Below are 17,233 nucleotides of genomic sequence, written 5' to 3'. Positions count from 1 at the left end.
TGAACCGCAACAAAGAGTAGCCGCAGAGATTCATTCGGTTAGCCTGAGCCCCGAAGCGCCGACGGCACCACCTAACCCCCCTCGACGATCGCCACACCCAGCCGACCTACACGATCAACCTCCACTGTCACAAAAGCCACGGTGGTCAGACTTCGATGGCGCACGGTCAACGTTGGTTGTCGCGGGACATCAGGCGCGGCGGCGCGGTGTGCGGCCCTCAGCCGCACCGGTGGTCTTCTTCTTGGTTGTCCTCTTCGCGGTCTTCCTCTTGGTGGGCAGCTCGTGGACGGTGGCCTCCGTCTCACCCCGGGCTTCCCGCGCCTTCTGCACGGACGCCCCCAGGGCGTTCTCAAGCAGTCGCGCCAGTCGCGGCAGATGCGGTCGACGCGGTCGACGCGGTCGACGCGGTCGACGCGGTCGCTGATCGGGTCGGCGGTGGACGCAACGCCGTGACTAGCAGCGATTACGGCTGGTCTTTCATGATCGATCGTGCCGTAACCAGCGAGGCCAAGGCGTACGGTCGATCATGGGAACGCCATCGCCCTCGGGATCTCCGGAACCGCTGGGCCTACGGGAGCCTACGGCCCGGTACAGGGCCGCGGTCGCCGGGCAGGCGCATGCTGGAGATGAGGCCGCTTCGCCATCGCGGTCGGCGGGATCCGGTGTCGGGCAGCCTCGCCGCTTGGAACCTTGCAGTAGCGGGGGGCGAGGAGGTCAGCGAGATGACTGAAACGACCACCAGCCCCACCTGGCATCTGGTCGGCGACTGGTTCGACACCTGTAAGTGCGCCATACCGTGCCCCTGCACCTTCGCGCAGCCCCCGACCTACGGTGACTGCGAGGGCGTAATGGCCTGGCACATTCGCGAGGGCAGCTACGGGGATGTACGGCTCGACGGTCTCAACTTCCTGATGCTGGCGTCCTTCACCGGCAACGTATGGGCCGGCACGCACACGGATGCCTATGCCGCCGCCTTCATCGACGAGCGCGCCGACGAGCGGCAGCGCGCCGCCCTGCATGCGATCTTCGGCGGTCAGGCAGGCGGATGGCCGGCGCAGTTCAGCGAGGCCTTCAGCCCTGAAATGCGCGGCATGGACTTCGCGCCCATTCGCGTGGAGATCGACGAGGACCTCGGCAGCTGGAGCGCCGAGATCCCCGACCGGGTCACTGCCCGCGCCGAGGCCCTCACCGGGCCGACCACCCCGGAAGGCGTCCGGGTGCAGGTCCACAATGCGCCGGGCTCCGAGGTCGGCCCGGGCCAGATTGCTACCTGGGGTTGCGCGACCACCCACCAAGCCGACGCCTTCGGCTTCAGCTGGAACCGCAGTGGCGTGTCCAGCAAGCATTTCCCGTTCGACTGGAGCGGCCCGGACTGAATCTGGGCAGGCCAAAACCGTGTGCGCGGCGACCGCGTGGTACGCCTGCCGGTTGCGGCAGCTGCTGGAGGACTGATCCGCAGGAAGCGACCTGGCTCCGCGGGAGAGCCCGGGACGGGACGCCGGCCCCCTCACCACCGACGGATCACGAGGGGACGCAAGAGCCCCGAGCGGTTTGCGCCCATGCTCTGACCTAGCAACTCAAGCCGTCGGACCCCGCCTGCACAACGTCAGCACCGCACCGCACCGCACCTCACCTCACCATCACGACACTTGTCATGACCGGGCTCACACACGTACTCACCCCATCGGCTCTGAAACAAACCGCCTGAGGAGCACGAACGCGACATAGACAACACCAACGCCATCTTGAGGAGTCACCACTCAAGAACAGGGCTGACTCGGATATGAACGAAAGCCCATCAGCTGATCTTCATCCCGGCTCTACCGGCGCGGCTCATCGGACGGAGCCTGTCCGTCACGGACAGGCTCCGACATCGGCATCAACACTCAGCGGCGGCGCTGAGCCCAGTTGAGTGCTGGTCTCCCACGGTCGGTGTCATCTGCCGCACCCACGGGCCGAACTCATCGTCCCGCCAACGCAATGAGTCCCCGGTGCACTTGGGGCTACCCCGGCGAGTCGCCGGGGGTCGGGTTGGTCCGCTGCACCCACGGCCCCGTCCGTGGATCGGTGCCGCCATGGCAGTCGAGCGCTGAAAGCCCCTGGCTGCCTGCCAGCGGAGAGCACAGGGTCTCCCACACCTCGCCGGTAGTGGTCAGCACCTGGATCGAGATAAGTGTGGAAAAGCCGGTGTCTAGGGGCTCCGCGTCGACGTCAGCCACGGAGACGGAACAGGCGTTCGTCGGATAGTCGGGATGCACGACCGGATCGGTGAGGTTGTACCACGTGTAGGGCGTGAAACCGTTTCTGGTGTTGCGAAACCCAACGGAGGTCACGCCGTTGTTGAGCACCCCCTTAATCTGAGATTCCGCTTCGTCGTTGAAGTTGTAGGCGTCGACGTCGTTGCACGCGGTGGCTCCCGTGGCTCCGGTGGCTCCCGTGGCGCCCGGAGTACCGGGCTCACCTTGGGTGCCGGTGGGACCGGTCGGGCCCGTCGGACCGGTGGCTCCGCCGCTGGGGCCGGTGGCGCCTGTTGCTCCGGTCGCGCCCGTGGCTCCGGTGGCGCCGGCTGGACCGGTCGGGCCCGTTGCACCGGGCTCATCCTGGGGGCCGGTGGCGCCCGTCGGACCGGTGGCGCCCAGCTGGCACTCGTCGCCGTGGGCGACGTCCTCGTCGGCCACTGTCCGGGGCCCCTGGTCATCGGGCCCTTGGTGATCTGGCCGGTGGTGATCCGGCCGGCATTCGTCGCCTCCTGCTGTGGGGCTCGCTGTGCGGACTGCTTCGGTGGCCTGGATGGTTTGGGCGGTGGCGACGGCGGGGCCGGTGATTCCCGTGAGTAGCAGGGCAAGCGATGCGAGGGTGCCGCCAGTCCGCCGGCTGCTCTGGGCAGGGGTCCGAGGGTTGTACTGGTCTTGTGTTCGGGGCTCATGTAACGCCGCTCTTTCTCGAAACCGGATCGCACGATGGCGGTGGGTCCCCTTCCGAGCTTCCTCGGCCATCGTGGGGATCGGGGATCACAGGTGGTGGGACGCCTCGCGGAGGCGTCAGTGGATCGGACCAGTGGTGCCGTCCCCAATGGGTGCGTACGCGGTGGCGCCGCGGAACCTGTTGCTGAAGCTCGACCCGCAGGCCCAGGAGCGCGTCCGGGCGCTCGGCGTCAGGGTGCGGCGCCCTTGGTGAGACGGCGGCGATCGGCCGCGCATGGCACGGGCCTGGCCCTCCCGAGACCACTCGGGAGGGCTCGGCCCTCTCTTTCGGATCTTGTCTGGCCCGCGCTGCCCGACTCAACCGCCGAGCAGGTGGACGGCAGCGGCCAGCGAGCCGACGGCGGGCAGCACCGCGATGACCACGGCGGCGAAGGCGAAGACCGCGGCCGGGGTCGCATAGGCGCGCGGGTCTGCGAAGTTCGCACACAGCAGGAGCAGCGCCGACGGCGTGAAGATCCACGCCCCCTCCAGGAGGCCGAAGAGAGCCCACCCCGACAGCAGGACCGCGAGGACCACGCACGAGGTCATGAACCAGGCCCGGTTCGCTCGCAGGGCCGGCGGCCCCGCGAGCAGGAGGAGCGGGGCGGTCAGCACGAACGGCGACAGCCCCGCCTTGAGCGCTTCCACCACGAGCGGCACCGGGAGGATCAGCGCGGCCAGCGCGATCCGCTGCTGCCACGGGTGGGCGGCCCGCGCCCGGCGCATCGCGACGCCGCCGCCCGCCACGCCTCGCCCGGGCGACACGATCCCCGCCATACTCGCCCCCCTCCGGCCACTCCTCGACTTGAACACGTTCAAGCTAGCGGATATTCACACTCCCTGGCGATGACTGACGGCGTTGCGCCCGCCACACACGATGCCGCTCGGCACCGAGACCCGGGGATACCCGGATCCCGGCTGCCGTAGGCTTCCGAGCCGCTGTCGATCGTCAGCTCCGCCTGGCGGTCAGCTGATCTCTGATTCCCACGGTGAAGAAGGGCCGCTGCCACGACGGCGCGTCGGGGTGCCACGTACGGGTGGTGGAACGTCCATCGGCTGGAATGACGGTCTTCCTTTTCCGCCTCCGGCATCGATGGCTGGGGAGGACAGCGTGCCCTCAAGAAAGGCCGGAGTGTCTCAGTGCCCGACCCCTACACCCGCATCGACCGCGGGCAGGCGGCCCCCAGCTGCCCCGTGTCACAGCCGCACCGCACACCAGGTTCCGCGGCAAGCTCCCGGAACCCGGCCCCAACCCCTCAGTACTGCAACGGTATTTTCTGTGATGGTTTGTTGGCTTCTGGTGGTGTGTGGCCGCGGTGTTTGTAGTGGCTGGGCGGGCTTGGTGCGTCTGCGTCGCCAGTGTGACCAGTGCAGGACGTGGGCGATGCTCGGGCGAGGCCGGGTGAGCCGCCTGATCAGGCGGCGGAGTTCGGGCAGGGTGAGGGGTATGAGCTGGGAGGATCCGTTTCTGCTTTGTCTGTCTCGAGTTCGCGGGCCCGCAGGACGGTGAGGCAGGCGTGGGCGGCGATGGCCAGGGTGACGTGGCGGTGCCAGCCGTCGTAGCGGCGGACCTGGTAGTCGTCCAGGCCGCACTCGCCTTTCGCGGTCTGGAAGCATTCCTCCACCGTCCACCGGCTCCCCGCGATACGGATCAGCTCGTCCAGTGGGGTGTCGGCCGGGCAGTAGGCGATGTAGTACGAGATCTCGTCCGGCCTGCGGACGCTTCGGCGGGCGATCACCCAGTGACGGCGGTCCTCGCGGTGCCAGGGACGGACCTCGACTCGGGCCCAGTCATGGATTCGGGGCCCGTGGGCGCCGTTCCCGCAGGAACGGCGCTTCCACTTCTTCCGGAGCAGGCCCGGGAACAGGTCGTGGACGGGGTGGTCGATGGCCCAGCGGGTGACGACGGTGTCATGCCGGGTGGTCGCCATGACGTGGAATACATCTGCCCTCTCGAGCTCGGAACGCCAGCCCTTGGAGAAGCCGTAGGCGGCGTCAGCCGTCACCCACCGGAACGGGACCTTGCCCACGATCACCCGGCGAACCATCGACTTTTGGCCGTCACCACTTTCGTCTCGAAGGCGACATCGTCGCCGATCCCGGCCCGTCGGCACCGGTCGCGGTCCTCCGTCCAGGACGTCGGCACTTTATAGCGGGCTAGATATAGGAACCAGGCGCCCTCACCATTGCAGCGGTGGGCAAGCCCCTGTCGCAGACCAGCGACACCGCGTTCCGATGTCCACGCCGCCAACTCATCACCGTGAGACCACCTTCACCGCATCAGACCGACCCTTTCAGAATCCTGGCGACTGTTCACCTTCGCTGACCGGCGACATTATCGAGAATCACCGGCGCTTGTTGGCGCTTCGGGAAGCCAATAGCGTTCCGGATGATGCGCTTGAGGGAGCTTGATACGCCGATGGGCTGATCGCCCTTGCGGGCTCCTTAAGTGTGATGACCCGATGACCGATGCTGCCTAGGGAAACGGAGATCGTCTCTCAGCATTCCACTGGGTTCCTGAAGGAGCTAGGCGTGAACGAGCGCACACATCGGTCAACCCTCGGCCCACTTGCCAGAGGAAGGAGGTTGGTTCTCGCCGGCGCCATGGCATCGACGGCCCTGGTCATGCTGGGCCTCAACAGCCCTGCAATGGCAACTGGCCAGTACCAACCGACGGCCTCAGCCGACCGGGCGGACTCGGGGCCCGAAGGCTGCCCGGACCACGACTTCCGCCGACACGGCCCCGCGCCCGAACGGGGATCCCCATTGATCTGAACCCGTTCTACGGGGCCTGGAGCCGATCGAGGCAGCGCTGATGCAGCCCCCCTCGAACGCGCCGACGGTGAACGCGGGCCGTAACGCCCCATAGACGTATGGGCACGTTCCCCGACGCCGCAACGCTGACCGGTCTCGTACGCAAGCACGGAGTCCCCCGGCTCTGGATGCCACCAACACTTCTCAGACCAGAAGGCCGGCCCGGACAAGGCGGCCGACCGCCGAGGCGGTCACCCCTCGGTCGGAGCATCGGTAGCTGGACGCCCAGGGCCTCAGTCAGGCAGTCGGCCGCCCACCCCGCGGTGACCGGGCCCCGTAGCGCCGCACGGCTCCGGGTCTGCGGCCTCCACCACCGCCCGCGACCACAGCCCCGATCCGCGTCCGCCGGGGGAACGAGGCCCGAGCCGACCGCCCACCGCCACACCGCCACCGGTACCCGCAGCCGGCCCGGCCGAGAGCGGACATCTTGGACGGTCCGTCGAGGTCCAGGCCGGTTGCTGCCACGGCTGACGACGGGCAGGCTTGATTGAGAGCATCCGTAATGCGAATGGATGAGCAATGGGCAAGTACACGCAGGCGTTCACGCTCAGACAGCAGGGCGATCCCGACGAAGTGTGGTTGGCATTGCAAAAGACGGTCGACGACATGGACGGCGCGAAATTGGGAAGTGTTGACGATCACGTCAGGACGCTTGAATTCTCGACCGGCGCCACATCTACGAGCTGGGGTCAGGAGTTGCAGGCTAGGGTCGAGGCTGGGCCGCACGGCGGCTCAGAGGTCCACGTTCGCGGTAATCCAAAGGGGACTTTCCTTACCACTAAATGGGGTGAAAAAGTGCACGCCGACAAGGTTAGGCGACACCTCAGTCAGGGTATTGCGGCAGCAGTTCAGCGATAATCGAGGTACGAGTCGTCGCGGGTTTATTCTGCAGTCACTTCCACCATGCCCCTGGCGCAATAAAATCGACTCATCAATCCTCTTGCAAACCCTGTTTCACCCAACGACGCTGCGGCGGCTGTTCGCCATGGTCTGCTCAAGCATGTGGATCAATCCGAAACGCACGGAGACAGACGCCGGGCCGCCGCGTCCGGGTTCAGAGCGGTGCCGACCTGCGCAGATGTGAGCCGTCTGCCCGATGGGCTCACGCGTGTATCCACTCCTGCAGGAGGGCCTCGCGCTCTGGCGGTTTCGGCGGGTCACCGCCGTGGTCCCGGCTCCAGGCCGTCAGAATCCGAGGGTCTGCCGTGCCCTCCCGGAAGCAGGCCAGGAGGTGCTGGGACAGGGCGATCTCCCGGGAGGTGTAGCCCCTGGTCGCCGCCGGCACCTGCACCTCCTCCGTACCGTCCTCCGTCTCCAGGACCAGGAACATCTGTGGCGGTTCCTCTCCGCCGTAGCTGGAGCCCAGCGTAACCACCGCTTCCAGCACCGCCGCCAGGAAGCGGCCTGCGCCCCTTGAGCCGCCCCCGACGGGCGCCGCCTCCACGCCCGCGGAGCGCAGGATCGGCCACGGCCACGCCCGGACACCGTCCGGGTCCCGCGCCTGCACCCCTTCCGAGGTGATCCGGACGCAGTGTCCCTCCGCGCTCGGCGGGGAACCCACGTACACGGAGTCCTCGGTGATCCAGAACAGTCCTACCATCGCCACGACTGGCTCCTCATGTGCGTGCCCGTCCGTCGCGAGCTCCTACGATCAATTTCCGGCGCCCGGCGGCGCCTGGTTCCAGTAAGACCGACCCTGCCCAGCGGAGCACGCCCCTGCATCTCGGGGCTTGACGTCTGCGGGACGAGCGCCTTCGTCGCTGCAGAGACATGCACGGTCCCGAAGCCAGCACTCAGGCGTTCCAGAACTCGGAAGCTCAACTCACCTAGTACGGGTCACCACGGCTGCACGGCATGTTCGGCCCGGCGCTCGGAGTTCTTCGGCGGGGCGATCAGGAGCAGGATCACCGCGGTCATCAAGGCGCCGATGAAGACCTGCCGCGCCAGGGAAAGGCCGCGCGCCTGTGCTGCACGGAGAATGCCTCCCGACAGGACCCCTCCTTGTGCTGTCAAGTCACTGGTTACCGGGACTTTGCCCCACCGGCCGGCGCCGGTCATTCTGAGTGCACAAAGAAGAGCGTCACGGCAGCAATCCGTCGAAAGAAAGGGAGCGCAGCATGTCTACGCCCGATCGCCAGATTACAATCAACGTCAAGCGGCGGATTACAGCCGCAGCATCCGCTCTCTTGTGGGCATTTTTCTACGCAATAGCCATATCACACCTCACGAAATTGGCGACCGACATCCCTTGGGTCCGGGCCATGGTGGCAGCAGCGGTTCTGCTTATCGTCTTTCCGCCTTACTACCGCCACGGCCACAACAAGCACGAGCGGTCGACGATGAGTCCTGACTCTGAGTGAGGCAGGCCTCAATGACCGCCCCGCCTCCGCCGTCTTGACCGGGGCGTTCGCAATGGTCAGCGGTGGAAGGACGGTGGGCGCCCTCGGGCATCGTCGCAGTGCGCCAGTATCCAGTGGAGCCGGGAATCCGGGCCCGGATCCACACCGACGTCCTGCGCTCCCCGGTCGAGGATCATCCTCCGTCGGCGACGCGGGCCGACGGCCGGACGCAGCCATGGCGAGGTTCGATCGCTCGCTTTCACGTCAGTGCGTGACCTGCGCATCTCTCACCAGATGACAGCGGCAGGCCCTGTTCTCCCGCCTACCTGACAGTGCGCGTTCGCCGGTCGTAGGCGCGGGAGGCTTCTTCGAGTGCGTCGATGTCGGCTGCGCAGAGCGTCTCGCGCAGGACGGTGAACTTCTCCTCGTTCCAGGAGTAGACGTCCAGATCGAGCAGGTGGTCGACGGTCCCCGGCGCGAAGCGGGTTCGCACGGGGGCGGCGGGGGCTGCCGCCGACGATCGTGTAGGGGCAACATCGCGGGTGACGACACCGTGCAGCTGGTCGATGGGCCAGGCCGGCTCCCAGGAGGCGAGGCTGACGGCGTCGCCGTAGAGGTAGCGCACCACGGACCCCTCGAAGTCCCCGCTCCAGGCATTGCTGCAGTAGCTGTGGGTGCCCCGGACGTGGATGTTCGGGTTGGTCACGACCTCGTGCAGGTACTGGGGCCTGGACCAATGCCGGCCATCGGATGCACTCATGCTTCTCTCGTCCGTTGCAGATGGGAAAAACTGAAGGTCGCCAGCGTTCACACGCGGAGGACCCCGTCCTTTGCGAGTCGCGTACTCGTCGACACCGACCACCCGCGGGGCGGGCGGCTCCGGTTCCGGCAGTGCGTCTACCAGGCGCAGGACTGTACTCCGGCTGACGCCGACGCCGACCACCCGGGCCATGCGGGCACCGGCCCGGCCGGCCAAGGCCAGACCGATGTCGGACAGCGTCGAGCGAAGCCGCTCCGTCCGCTGGCCGTGGCGACGTGTCAGCCCCGGTATCTGCTCGACGAACGTCCGCCGACCACAGGAGGCATTCGGCAGGTGAACCGCCGCACTCTCAATCGGAGAACCACACTCCTGCCACCGCTCGGCACGTCAGTAGGAAACCGCAGGTAGGACCCATGGACATGGTCCGACCACGTCCCGCACAACGGACACGACCCGCCTGCCGCCGAGCCCTGGACGTCAACGCGCACTATCGCGATGTTCACGTCTACCGACAGCACACCACGTCCGCCACCGACGGGAACAGCAGATCCTTCAACCGAACTGCAAGGTCATCCACGGCTCCGAACTGTCAGCCCAACCACCAGGACGGAGAGCCGTTTTCGGGCGACCTCGCCACCACCTGTCACCGCCCCCGCCGTTACTCACCGTGGCCAGATCACAGAACCTGAGCCAGAACCCGTTCTCGTGGACAAAGCCACCCCTTCCAAGTTTTGACCGACCGTGAGGAGAAGAGCTCTGTGGCGATAGCCTCCAACGAATCCTTTTGGAGGCTGGACAAAACCTTCACCGACCTCAGGCTCTGCGCCGCCATCGTCGACCGCCTCACCTTCGGCGGCAACATCATGGAGACCGACACCGACTCCTACCGCCTGGCCATCACCCGAGTCCGAGCCGAAGCAGCCGCGGCCGCGGCCGTCAGTTGACCGGGCCCCGCGACCCGGCATCCTCCACCGGGCACCGACGCCCTGATCGCCTTTGTCCGCGACCGGCTGGCCGAGGAAGAATGCCAAGCCGACCTGTTCCACGAACCGGCTTCCATCGCCCAGGGTCGCCTGGCCTCGCAGAACGGCCGCCACCAGCACGGTCGTCGGCAGCGCTGCCGAGTGCTTGGCGGTAGCAAGAGCCGGTAGATTTCGTCCGGCGGCGCCACGGACGGCGGCCCGGCGGTAGGTCGACGTGGAGGGGCGCCATGGAATTCCTACGCGAGGACGGCCACCGGCTGCTGCTCGGTTCTGTCGGGCTCCTCGCCATATCGTTCTCCGTCGCACTCGCGGTGCGGACCTGCAGCCGATGGCTGCTGGTCCGCGAGACGTTCAACGAAGGGCTACCCACCGACGGCAGAGTGCTGGATGCCTACGTGCTAACGGAAGGCCAGGGCCGGGCGGGCCTACAGCACGCCATCGTGGGCTTCCGCGCAGCCGACGGGCGCGAGTACCGGCTCGACATCGACACCGACCGTCGACGGCCCCTGGGCGCGCAGGTGCGACTGCGCTATCTCCCGTCGAGCCCGGAACAAGCAGTCCTCGTCGAAGCGGGCCGGGGCACCGTGCGCACGGTGCTGACCCTCCTGTTTCTGACGGGCCTCGGGCTGGTCGGTGTCCTCCTCACGGTGCTGAGCCTGCTCTAATTCTTGCTTCCGGCAAGCGCGTCAACCCGCACGAGCCGACCATCCAATCGATCGACCACTGGCGGCCACCCAGTTGTTGACGTGGCCGACGGCCCCCGTTTCCCTGCGACTCGATGGAATCTCGTCTTCCGGAGTGGCCAGGAGAGCAGCAGACCCGGGATGCCCCAAATATCCACTGCGGAGTCGCTGGCTGTGGAGTCACTTCTCGCATTCAGATCTTGCTCCCGACACCCCTTAGCGGAGTCAGAACTGACCTACCACTGGAGTCGGTTGTCACTGACGCAGCCAATCCAGGCGCGGTCGCGGGCTCCGGGCCGGTAGCGCTGGTTCATGGCTTTTACGACCAGACCTTCGACACCGGTGACGTCTGTCCAGTCCTCCAGCCACTCCCTGGCCTTGTCCGGGTCGGTGGTCATCGGGCACAGGGTCCACGGGGCGGTCAGTGCGCGGGCCGCGAAGAGCCGTTGACCTGCGCGGTCGGCCGATCGAGACACTCAACGACTTCTGGGATGCTGTTGCCGAGCCGTGCTGGCTGCCGGGGTGGTTTGGTCGGAACCTGGACGCGTGGTCGGACACGATCGAGACCCGGGGCATCTCCGAGGTGATCGACAGCCACGACATTCTGATCGTGCACGTCGACCAGCGGGGTCTCTTCGGTGGGGACAGGCGGGAGGCCAACGTCCTGGCCGGCATCTTTGACGGAGAACACAATCGCCTCGTCGTCCATGAGCTGGTCTGACGAAGCCTTCGAACGCTTGCTCGGTGACGGGTCCAGATGAGGATGGCAGCAAGGTGGAGTGCGGCCTGGTAGGCGATGGCGAGCTTATCCGTCCGCATTGCGAGGCCGCGCCACTGCTTGAGTCGGCGATGCACCGCTCGACTGGCTTTATTCACGGGTTGTGGCTCTGGCACAACTTCTGTGGACCCATGGCAGTGGCCTCCGGCTTCCCGGATAAAGATTCGTCCGCAGCGAACGGTGTCTCTACCCTGAGTCGCAGCGGGAGTGCGCGCATTCCCGCAGGTTGCAGTGCCGTGGCAGAGCGGCCCATTGCGATCTCCGTGGGCGAGGTCCCTCCCACGGCGACTGACGGAGACGGAGCGGACCTGCTTCCATCTGTCCGCGGGTTCAAATCCCGTCGGCACTGCAACCGACCTGGATTTGGTCCAGCGCGAGGACTTGCCGCCCGCGCCAGGTCCACAGAAGTTGCGCCAGAGCCCTTTGAAGGGAACAAAGCCACGACGCGGCCCCGCGGCGACGGCCAGAGAAACTGCACGCCGACAAGGGATACGACTATGATCACCTGCGCCGATGGCTCCGCCATCGTGGAATCCGCCACCGCATCGCCCGCAAGGGCGTCGAGTCCTCACAACGGTTGGGCCGCCACCGTTGGGTAGTCGAGAGAACCGTCTCCTGGCTTGCAGGCTGCCGTCGGCTCCACCGCCGCTACGAACGCGAAGCCGAACACTTCCTCGCCTTCGTCGGCATCTCCGCATCCCTCATCGGCTACCGCCGGTTGACGACCCTGCTCAAGGCCTGAGCCGATCCTGCTGCACGTCGAAACAGACCAGCCCCATGGACTCCGCCACAGCTGCCGCGTAAGCCGACGCCTCCTCGGCCATACTCCACCGCATCGGGAAGTAGATCAGAGGACCACTGGCCTCGCCGATCAACGGGCCGGTCGACCAGGGCGACGTGTCCTCCTCGTCCTCGGTGATGTCGCACCACCGCTCAAGAAGCTTGGTGACGTAGGCCGCGATGCGTTCCGACGGAGGCTCCTCCACCTCGGCGTCGATGTAGCGGTCGTACAGATCCGTGAAGACCCGGCCGGCGGTCTTGTCATCCGCCGGCCTCTCGCCTTCCCAGACAGCCAGGTCGTAACTCATCCCCGGAGGCTCTCACACCGCACTGACACCCATCTGAGCCAGTCACCAGCACGGGCTTCAACCACAGGAAACAAGGTCATAGCCAACCTGCACAACCCCAGGTCAGAAGCCTGACGGCTGCACAGTTTCACTGACCGCCGACAGCGTCCTTGGAGCGTCCTCGATCCGTCCTTGCGGGGGCCCCTATGTCTTTGGTCAAGGTGGATGGGTGCTGGTTCGGGCGTCTGGAACGATGTGCCTGCATGCTGATGATCAGGTTGGCGAGGGTGTCTCTGCGGAGCTCGCGGTGTTTCTCCGGAACGCTGCCGACAGCCGTCCGGTGAAGACCGTTCCTTCCGTCTGCGGCGGGTGTGGCGGGCGCGTGTTCTTCGTGCTCGTCGACGACGTCGAGGGCGGAGCCGAGCGGGTGTGCGCTGGTTGCGGCGGCCGTGCGTTCATCGCGGATAGCGAGGAGTTCTGGGAGGACGCGGATCCGGGCGAGGCCTGCTGCCCTTGCGGGAGCGAGGAGTTCGAGATCGCAGTCGCGTTCTCCGTCGTCGGCGACGGGTCGGTCCGCCGGGTGACCGTTGGGCTGCGGTGCCAGAAGGACGGCACCGTGGGGGTCTATGCCAACTGGAAGATCGACTACGGCTCCACGGACCACCTCCCGGCCCTGGTCTAGGTCTGCGGAGCGACGGCCCGAACAGGCTGCGGTTCGTAGAAGGTTCCGTCGCGGAGCATCGCGAAAAGGACGTCGGCGCGTCGTCCGGCGAGGCAGAGCAGGGCCTGGGCGTGGTGCTTACCCTGGGCAATCTTCCTGTCGCAGTAGGTCCGGGATGCCAGGTCGCCCAGGGCCGCGAACGCGGAGAGGAAGAAAGCTCTCTTGAGCTGCTTGTTTCCCCTGCGGGAGGGCTGTTCGCCGCGGATCGAGGACCCTGAACTGCGGGTCACGGGGGCGAGGCCGGCGTAGGCGGCGAGGTGGCCGGCGGTCGGGAAGGTGCTGCCGTCGCCGACCTCGATCAGGATCCTGGCTCCGGTCATGACGCCTACTCCCGGCGACCTCAGGACCTTCGAAAGAGGGTGAGCCTCCAGGAGTTCCTCGATTCGCCCGGTTTGCGCTGGTCCAGGACTGCGGTCAGTGATCCGGCCAGGCTCGGGACAATCAGTGCGGCCGCCTCGGTCCCCGGAACGGTGGCCGTCTGCTCGTCCAGAGCCTCGAAGATCTCCTCGACCAGTCGCTCGGCCATCCTCGGCGCCTTCGGCCGTAACAACGTGACCAGGCGGCGTCGGCCGGCCTTGCGGATCTGGGCCGGAGATCCGAATCGCTCCAGCAGAGCCAGCACCGCCGGGTGCTGCAGCCGTGGGCCCAGTATCCGCTCCAGCGACGGATGGATCTGGGTCAGCAGGCCCGGTTCTCGACTCGCGTGGCCTCGCCGGCCAGATCATCGTCGAAGCCCACGATCATCTCCAGCTCGGGCGATCGTCTCGTCCTCGCCGTCGATCGCCCGCAAGGTGTGGGGCATCGCTCGGGCCGCGTCCGCGATGATGAACGCGTCCTTCGCGTCGGTCCTGGCCTCGCCGGGGAGGTCGGCGATCCTTCGCATCGTCAGCCCTGGCAGGTAGGCGACCGGGCAGCCCATGTCCCTCGCGACCGCCAGCGGCAGAGTCCCGATCGAGGCCGGCTGGTCGACTACGACCATTACTGTCGGCGTACTCCTCTGAGTGCTCCGCCGAGTACAGATATACGTGCGCCACTCGATCGTCGATGAGGTGGCCCCGGGTTCGGCCTGCCCCTCGCCCCACTCGCGGGTCTATCGGGGTAGGAACCGTGGGTCCGCCGTCAGGATGTACTCGCTGAGGCGTTCCCGGTTGTGGAAGGCCGAGTGCAGGAGGACGGCCAGATCCGTGAGGGCCTTGAGGTCGGTGCTTGTGACCACGAAGGTGCCGGCCTCGGATCCGGAGCGGAGCATGTCGACGCTTTCGGGCATGCGGGAGCGGACCAGCGACTCAGCCAGGCCTTCCCAACCGTGACCGTGGCTCTCGGCGTTGTGTTCCTCAAACACGTCGGCGACCTGCTCCATGTCGCCGCCTAAGAGATAGAGGCAGTGGGAGGGATCGGATTCGCTGCCTTCGTCCAGATGGAATGGAGCCAGGGCTGATGCATCGGTCATGCGGCGATGGTAGATATCGCCGTGTCCCGACGCCGTTCCGGGTTACTTGTCAGGACGAGCAGGTCTGCGTCCTGGCGTCGATCGGTATCAGGCTGCCTCGTCTCGTTCTCGTTCGATGGCAGCAAGTCGGTTCTTGAGGCGATAACTTGGGCCGTTGATGGAGATGACTCCGCAGTGGTGGAGGAGGCGGTCGAGGATGGCGGTGGCCAGGACCTCGTCGCCGAACACCTGTCCCCATTCGCTGAAGGTCTTGTTCGAGGTCAGGATGATCGAGCCCTTTTCGTATCGCTTTGAGATGACCTGGAAGACCAAGTTTGCCTCGGCTCGCGCTAGAGGCTGGTAGCCGACTTCGTCCAGGACAAGGACGGCCGGCCGCAGGTAGCTGCCGAGTTTGCTGGTCAGGCGGCCTGCGGATTCGGCAGCGGTGAGGTTGCGGACCATGTCGTCGAGGCTGGTGAAGTAGATCGAGTAGCCCGCCCGGCAAGCCGCGACGGCGAGAGCGACGGCGATGTGTGTCTTGCCCACCCCCGGCGGCCCGAGCAGGGCAGCGTTGGCCTTGGCCTCGACGAAGGAGAGGGTGGCGAGGTCTTTGACCTTGCGGGGTTCGAGCTCGGACTGGAACGAGAAGTCGTAGTCCTCGAGTGTCTTGTGGTGCGGCAGCCGAGAGAGCCGCAGGCCTTGGCGGAAGCGTCGGTCATCACCGACGACAGCAGGCTCCCGGCCACGGCCTTTCAACGCATCAAGGAAGGTGCACTTTCCTTCGTACGAGGTGGCGCACGTTCACTTCGTACGCTGACAAGTACCGTTCCATGCTTGGCCTACAGCTTGGCGAAGAGCTCGCGGAGCTTGGGTTCGGTATTGGGTAACCGCTTGTCGAAGGCCTTCTTGCCGGTCGGGGTGACTGCGGTGGCGTGGTGTTCGCCCTTGCCGACGTCCAGGCCGAGGAAGACGTCGATGTCGCCGGTGTCGATCACGTGCAGGCCCCCTCCGCTCACGCTTTCGTCCGACCTTGCCTCGGCACCGAGCTGCCACATCCACGTTACGGAGAGCTCTTCCGGCTCGGGTGAAGCCGGTGCTCAAGCCCCTCATCAGCGGTCCGTCGATGCCTCCGGGCCCGGTGACACCCACGGATCATCAACCGCAACAAGGGGGGAAGCCATGCCGGACCCGAAGGCCGGAGGCCCCATTGCGGAGCCACGAAGACGGTAACGGGGGGATCCGGGACGCCTGGACGGACGGGGACGCCGGGAGGCGGGCGGGCCGGGAAACGGAGACACTGAGGGAGAGCGTGACGCCTGACCGCTGCGGCCCGGACGGTCCGCGGCGGACGGTCCCGCGCAGGGGCCGGACCATCGACCTACGTCCGCGCGCGCCTCGGGGGTGGGTGCCACGGCCCTGTCCAGGAGTCCCCATCGTGACTTTGACCCCACAGCGATCCGAACGCCCTCGGCGCACGGCCCGACGGGCCGCGCTCCTGCTCGCCGCCGCAGCGCTGCCGACGGCCCTGGTGGTGCCCGCGGCGCCCGCCGCAGCGGCGCCCGTGACCAAGACCTTCACCGCCGGCGCCAACCAGCGGTTCGTCGTCCCGGCCGACGTCACCCGACTGACCGTCACCGCCACCGGCGAGCCGGGACGGTCCCCCATCGAGGGCGGAGCGGGCGGGAACGGCGCGACCGTCACCGGCACCCTCACCGTGGTGCCCGGCACCATCTACTACGTCAACGTCGACACGGGCGGCGGAGCCGTCACCGGTCAGCGCCCCGGCGGCAGCGGCGGCGGTGCCAGTGACGTCCGCACCTGCAGCTCGGCGCGCGCGAGCTGTGCCCTGACCGGCGTTCCCGGCACCGACCCCCGCCTCATCGTCGCCGCCGGCGGCGGGGGCGGCGGAGGCGGCTCCAGCTTCACCGGAAACCCCGTCCGCGAGGCCACCGGCGGAGACGCGGGCGACACCGGGAAGCCCGGCGGCGAGCGACCGGACAGCGGCGGCGGGGGTGGCGGCGGAACCCAGACCCTCGGCGGCAAGGGCGGAGCCGCCTGCCCCGAGGGCTTCAGGGCCGGCACCGACGGCACGCCCGGTACCGGCGGCACAGGCGGTGGCGGATTCGGCGGGGGCGGTGGTGGCAGCGGCTGGCACGGCGGTGGCGGAGGCGGCGGTTGCTTCCTGGTCAACGCCGACGGCACCGCCGGGCCCGGCGGTGGCGGTGGCGGGTCAAACCTCGTCCCGGCGGGCGGCACTTCCGGCCCCGCCACCGGATCGGCGCAGGTGTCCATCACCTACGGTTCCTGAATCGTCGTCCGCAGGCTCGGAATCGCGTCACGCACGAGCCAGTTCGGCACAGCGGATTCCGCCGCCGGCGTGCCACTCCATCACGTCGGTGACCGGCGCGGTGCCGAACTCCTCTTCCAGGTTTTGACCGAGCGCGAGGAGAAGAGCTCTGTGGCGATAGCCTCCGAAGAATCGTTGGGGGGCTGGACCAAGACCTTCACCGATCCCCGGCTCTGCGCGGCCATCGTGGACCGCCTCACCTTCGGCGGCAACATCATCGAGACCGGCACCGACTCCTACCGCCTGGCCGTCACCCGGGCCCGGCCCGCGCCGAAGCAGCCGCCGCCGTCAGTTGACCGGGCCCCGCGACCCGGCATCCTCCACCGGGCACCGACGCGCTGATCGCCTT

At 67.3% G+C, this 17,233-nt stretch carries 17 protein-coding genes, 1 tRNA gene and 8 pseudogenes; 11 read left to right on the top strand and 15 right to left on the bottom strand.

Annotation, left to right across the window (positions count from 1 at the left end):
• Positions 1-189: 189 nt before the first annotated feature.
• Positions 190-330, bottom strand: a complete 141-nt coding sequence (locus ACIPUC_RS14840; protein WP_446589636.1) for a hypothetical protein — start codon at positions 328-330, stop codon at positions 190-192.
• Between the two features lie 392 nt (positions 331-722).
• Here ACIPUC_RS14840 and ACIPUC_RS14835 point away from each other — a divergent pair, with 392 nt between their 5' ends.
• Positions 723-1,376 (top strand): DUF1326 domain-containing protein, encoded by a 654-nt coding sequence (locus tag ACIPUC_RS14835; protein ID WP_446589635.1) that lies wholly within the window; start codon positions 723-725, stop codon positions 1,374-1,376.
• A gap of 627 nt (positions 1,377-2,003) precedes the next feature.
• Here the strand turns inward: ACIPUC_RS14835 and ACIPUC_RS14830 are convergent.
• From ACIPUC_RS14830 to ACIPUC_RS14820, 3 genes and pseudogenes are all read right to left on the bottom strand, one after another.
• The gene (locus tag ACIPUC_RS14830) at positions 2,004-2,678 is read right to left on the bottom strand and encodes a hypothetical protein (protein ID WP_446589634.1); all 675 of its coding nucleotides are present in this window, start codon (positions 2,676-2,678) and stop codon (positions 2,004-2,006) included.
• Positions 2,679-3,281: 603 nt separating this feature from the next.
• Positions 3,282-3,740 carry a hypothetical protein gene (locus ACIPUC_RS14825; protein WP_446589632.1) on the bottom strand — a complete coding sequence of 153 codons (459 nt, stop codon included), beginning with the start codon at positions 3,738-3,740 and terminating at the stop codon, positions 3,282-3,284.
• 638 nt (positions 3,741-4,378) lie between these two features.
• Positions 4,379-5,118: pseudogene (locus ACIPUC_RS14820) on the bottom strand (IS701 family transposase); the annotation flags it as partial.
• 1,178 nt (positions 5,119-6,296) lie between these two features.
• Here ACIPUC_RS14820 and ACIPUC_RS14815 point away from each other — a divergent pair.
• Positions 6,297-6,635 carry a hypothetical protein gene (locus ACIPUC_RS14815; RefSeq protein ID WP_446589631.1) on the top strand — a complete coding sequence of 113 codons (339 nt, stop codon included), beginning with the start codon at positions 6,297-6,299 and terminating at the stop codon, positions 6,633-6,635.
• Between the two features lie 244 nt (positions 6,636-6,879).
• Here the strand turns inward: ACIPUC_RS14815 and ACIPUC_RS14810 are convergent, their stop codons facing one another.
• Positions 6,880-7,383: a hypothetical protein gene (locus tag ACIPUC_RS14810; protein WP_446589630.1), complete on the bottom strand. Its 504-nt coding sequence runs from the start codon at positions 7,381-7,383 to the stop codon at positions 6,880-6,882.
• 230 nt (positions 7,384-7,613) lie between these two features.
• Positions 7,614-7,835, bottom strand: a complete 222-nt coding sequence (locus ACIPUC_RS14805; protein ID WP_446589629.1) for a hypothetical protein — start codon at positions 7,833-7,835, stop codon at positions 7,614-7,616.
• Between the two features lie 59 nt (positions 7,836-7,894).
• Between ACIPUC_RS14805 and ACIPUC_RS14800 the strand changes: the two genes are divergently transcribed.
• Positions 7,895-8,137, top strand: a complete 243-nt coding sequence (locus ACIPUC_RS14800; protein WP_446589627.1) for a hypothetical protein — start codon at positions 7,895-7,897, stop codon at positions 8,135-8,137.
• 301 nt (positions 8,138-8,438) lie between these two features.
• Here the strand turns inward: ACIPUC_RS14800 and ACIPUC_RS14795 are convergent, their stop codons facing one another.
• Both ACIPUC_RS14795 and ACIPUC_RS14790 read right to left on the bottom strand, forming a co-directional pair.
• Entirely contained in the window at positions 8,439-8,876 is a 438-nt protein-coding gene (locus ACIPUC_RS14795; RefSeq protein ID WP_446589626.1) for a hypothetical protein, read from the bottom strand.
• 278 nt (positions 8,877-9,154) lie between these two features.
• Entirely contained in the window at positions 9,155-9,364 is a 210-nt protein-coding gene (locus ACIPUC_RS14790; RefSeq protein ID WP_446589730.1) for a transposase family protein, read from the bottom strand.
• Between the two features lie 216 nt (positions 9,365-9,580).
• On the opposite strand from ACIPUC_RS14790, the pseudogene ACIPUC_RS14785 reads away from it, so the two are divergent.
• A pseudogene (locus ACIPUC_RS14785) lies at positions 9,581-9,820 on the top strand (ATP-binding protein); the annotation flags it as partial.
• A gap of 266 nt (positions 9,821-10,086) precedes the next feature.
• Complete coding sequence (locus ACIPUC_RS14780; RefSeq protein WP_446589624.1) at positions 10,087-10,524, top strand: DUF3592 domain-containing protein; 438 nt, start codon at positions 10,087-10,089, stop codon at positions 10,522-10,524.
• Positions 10,525-10,778: 254 nt separating this feature from the next.
• Here ACIPUC_RS14780 and ACIPUC_RS14775 read toward each other — a convergent pair whose 3' ends face one another.
• A complete protein-coding gene (locus tag ACIPUC_RS14775) occupies positions 10,779-10,940 on the bottom strand; it encodes a hypothetical protein (protein WP_446589623.1) in 162 nt (53 codons plus the stop codon).
• A 26-nt stretch (positions 10,941-10,966) separates the two neighbouring features.
• Here ACIPUC_RS14775 and ACIPUC_RS14770 point away from each other — a divergent pair, with 26 nt between their 5' ends.
• Complete coding sequence (locus ACIPUC_RS14770; RefSeq protein ID WP_446589622.1) at positions 10,967-11,263, top strand: barstar family protein; 297 nt, start codon at positions 10,967-10,969, stop codon at positions 11,261-11,263.
• Positions 11,264-11,283: 20 nt separating this feature from the next.
• Here the strand turns inward: ACIPUC_RS14770 and ACIPUC_RS14765 are convergent.
• Positions 11,284-11,405 (bottom strand): annotated as a pseudogene (locus tag ACIPUC_RS14765) (IS5/IS1182 family transposase); the annotation flags it as partial.
• 145 nt (positions 11,406-11,550) lie between these two features.
• Here ACIPUC_RS14765 and ACIPUC_RS14760 point away from each other — a divergent pair.
• Positions 11,551-11,669 (top strand) — tRNA-Gly (locus ACIPUC_RS14760).
• Positions 11,670-11,771: 102 nt separating this feature from the next.
• A pseudogene (locus ACIPUC_RS14755) lies at positions 11,772-12,062 on the top strand (transposase); the annotation flags it as partial.
• On the opposite strand, the gene ACIPUC_RS14750 reads toward ACIPUC_RS14755, so the two are convergent.
• Entirely contained in the window at positions 12,052-12,408 is a 357-nt protein-coding gene (locus tag ACIPUC_RS14750) for a hypothetical protein (protein ID WP_446589621.1), read from the bottom strand. The pseudogene ACIPUC_RS14755 and the gene ACIPUC_RS14750 sit on opposite strands and share 11 nt — an antisense overlap.
• Positions 12,409-12,769: 361 nt before the next feature.
• On the opposite strand from ACIPUC_RS14750, the gene ACIPUC_RS14745 reads away from it, so the two are divergent.
• Positions 12,770-13,069 (top strand): hypothetical protein, encoded by a 300-nt coding sequence (locus tag ACIPUC_RS14745; protein WP_446589619.1) that lies wholly within the window; start codon positions 12,770-12,772, stop codon positions 13,067-13,069.
• Here the strand turns inward: ACIPUC_RS14745 and ACIPUC_RS14740 are convergent.
• The 4 genes and pseudogenes from ACIPUC_RS14740 to ACIPUC_RS14725 all read right to left on the bottom strand — a co-directional run.
• Positions 13,066-14,093, bottom strand: a pseudogene (locus ACIPUC_RS14740) (IS110 family transposase); the annotation flags it as partial. The gene ACIPUC_RS14745 and the pseudogene ACIPUC_RS14740 overlap by 4 nt on opposite strands.
• Before the next feature lie 105 nt (positions 14,094-14,198).
• Entirely contained in the window at positions 14,199-14,558 is a 360-nt protein-coding gene (locus ACIPUC_RS14735; protein WP_446589617.1) for an Imm51 family immunity protein, read from the bottom strand.
• Positions 14,559-14,645: 87 nt separating this feature from the next.
• Positions 14,646-15,320: pseudogene (gene istB / locus ACIPUC_RS14730) on the bottom strand (IS21-like element helper ATPase IstB); the annotation flags it as partial.
• Between the two features lie 59 nt (positions 15,321-15,379).
• Positions 15,380-15,532: pseudogene (locus ACIPUC_RS14725) on the bottom strand (IS110 family transposase); the annotation flags it as partial.
• A gap of 440 nt (positions 15,533-15,972) precedes the next feature.
• Between ACIPUC_RS14725 and ACIPUC_RS14720 the strand changes: the two are divergent.
• Both ACIPUC_RS14720 and ACIPUC_RS14715 read left to right on the top strand, forming a co-directional pair.
• Positions 15,973-16,845, top strand: a complete 873-nt coding sequence (locus tag ACIPUC_RS14720) for a hypothetical protein (protein ID WP_446589616.1) — start codon at positions 15,973-15,975, stop codon at positions 16,843-16,845.
• 90 nt (positions 16,846-16,935) lie between these two features.
• A pseudogene (locus tag ACIPUC_RS14715) lies at positions 16,936-17,226 on the top strand (ATP-binding protein); the annotation flags it as partial.
• Positions 17,227-17,233: the final 7 nt, after the last annotated feature.

This window comes from Streptomyces sp. LARHCF249, assembly GCF_052871255.1.
This window is presented reverse-complemented; position numbering and strand designations above follow the sequence as displayed.